The sequence below is a fragment of the Winogradskyella endarachnes genome, from assembly GCF_009741275.1.
GTDB lineage: Bacteria > Bacteroidota > Bacteroidia > Flavobacteriales > Flavobacteriaceae > Winogradskyella > Winogradskyella endarachnes.
On record NZ_WOWS01000015.1, the window covers coordinates 1 to 2,657 of the forward strand.

Sequence of the window (2,657 nt, forward strand, 5' to 3'; positions counted from 1 at the left end):
ACGGGTTAACAATAATTGTAAAGTCTACTAGTGCATAACAGCCTGTGATATCATTAGTGACTCTTACATAAATGGTTTGTGGTGTTGCTGTATTAACATAAGCTGTTGGGTCTGCAATGGCATTAGTGCCTGCATCTGCGTCATCTGCGTCTTCATAGTAGCTTGCTGACACATTGGCTTCGCCATTTAATAGCAATACTTCATTTTCTGTTAAATCAAAAGGTTCTACGCCATCTCCTGCATTATCAACATCACATAATTCTATGGCTGGTAATACCAAGGTTGGTGTTGGGTTAGGTTGTACTCTTATCGTTAAGGTTACCATATCTGTACAGCCTGTATTGGTGTCCGTCACCACAGCGTATAACGTTTGTGGATTGGCTTCTGCACCATCAACGCTGGTGTTGGTGTATTGGGTTGGATCGGCTATTACGTTTGATTGCGCTTCTGCATCATCTTGAGTTTCATAATACGACACACTCCAACTACCATTGCCGCCTGTGATTTCATCATTCTTTATGGTTAAATCAAATACAGTTATTTCATCACCTGGCACTTCTCCTAAATCATCACAGGTATTTAACTGTGTTGGTTGTATCGCTACTGGTGGTAATGATACACTTAACTCAAAGCTTCCTGTATCTTCACAACTTGTTATTGGGTCGTACAAGCGTACATAAAGCGTTTGTGGGTTTGTAATGTTGGTGTAGTTACCTACATTGATAATTGGATTATCTCCTGCTTCTGCATCTGCTAAACTAACATGGTAGGTTAACTCTACGTCTGCTGGATCTTGACCATTGAGGATTTCATCGTCTTTGGTCGTTAAATCAAACTGTGCAAAACCATTACTATCTGTATCACAAATAACATAATTTTCTATGGCTGTTGGCACTTCTGGTGCTGCATGCACTATAAGTTCTAATGTATTTGTGGTTAAACTATGACAACCCGTTATAGTGTTCTCTGAACGTACATATAAAAATTGATTGTCTGCTACAATATTAGTATATGGACTTGTCAGTGCATTTACGCCTGTATCTGCATCAATCTCTGTCTCGTGATACGTAATCACAACATTTGGTTCGCTATTTGTTATAGCGATGGTACGTTGTTCTAAATCAAACTCTGCAAAACCATCATTATCATCATCACAAACTTCTATCGCTTCTGGACTCACCTCTGGTGATGGTAATGGATTAACACGTAAGGTTACCGTAACCGTATTATAACAGCCTGTGATATCATTTTCTGCGCGTACAAAAATGGTTTGAGGATTACTCATATTAACATATGGACTCGCTATCGGATTTACCGCATTATCAGCATCGTCTTGAGTTTCATAATGGGTTAAAGTAATACCTGTTTGACCATTTAAAATTTCTTCATTAGCAACTTCTAGTGTAAACCCTTCTTGCTCATCTTCTAAAGTGATATCATCACATAACTCTATAGGTGCTGGTGTCACTAAAACTGGTAATGGGTTTACTATTAACTCTAAAGGGGTTAACTTATAACAGCCCTCTACGGTAGTATTGTCTTCTACTCTTACCCATAGGGTTTGACTAAAAGGATCCGTATTTGTATAAGCTGTTGGTGTGGTGATTGGGTTATTTTCCGTTGCTGCATTGTCTTCTGTTGTGTAATAACTTACAAGGTATTGCGTTGGGTCTTGACCGTTTAAAATCTCATCATCCTTTAAAGTTAAATCGAATATTGCAATACCATCTGCGGAAATATCATCACAGACTTCTAAGGCTGTTGGCTCTACTAATTGTGGCGTTGGCTCTACAACTAATTGTAATTCTACTATAGTGGCACAATTGGTAGCTATAGTCGCACTCTCTACGCGTACATAGAGGAGTTGCTCGTCGATAACTATATTATTATAATCCATACTTGTGTCTATAGCATCTACTCCATTCTCTGCATTAACTAGCGTTTCATGATACGTTACCTGTAAGCCTGAAGCGCCTCCTGTAATTTCATTCTCTGCATCGCTTAAGGTAAAAACTCCAAATCCATCATTGTCTGGATCACAATATCTTAAATCTTGTGGCATGTAAGCTACTGGTGCTTGCTCTACAATAAGCTCTAGTGTGGTTAAACTGTAGCAACCTGTATTACTATCTTCTACGCGTACATAAATAATTTGTCCGTTAAAATTATTGGTATAAAGCGTTGGAAGCGCATTGGTCTCTGACATCGCTTCTGACTCTAATTCGTAATAACTTACTGAATAAGCCGGATTATTACTAGTTATCTCACCATTCTTTAAACTTAAATCCATCTCGGTTATGCCATCTGGTGTACCATCATCACAAACCTCTAAGGCCGTTGGCGCTACTACACTTGGTAATGGATTAACTACTAAATTAAAACTTAACGTTGAACTACAACCTGTAATAGTATTGGTTAAAACTGCCGTAATTACCTCTGGATTACTTAGGTTAGTATATGGCGTTGTTATCTCATTGACTCCTGCATCTGCATCTGCTGGACTTGCATAATAGCTAACATCAACATTTAACTGACCATCTAAAATCTCTGTGGTCTTTGTGCTTAAATCAAATGCTTCTTCTTCATCGCCTGTAGTGTTATAGTCACATAATTCATAATCACTAACTGCTATGGTTGTTGGCTTTGGATTTACAATC

1 pseudogene is annotated in these 2,657 nt (G+C 38.4%); it reads right to left on the reverse strand.

Annotated elements, in window-relative coordinates:
* Positions 1-2,657 (reverse strand): annotated as a pseudogene (locus tag GN138_RS16060) (hypothetical protein); the annotation flags it as partial.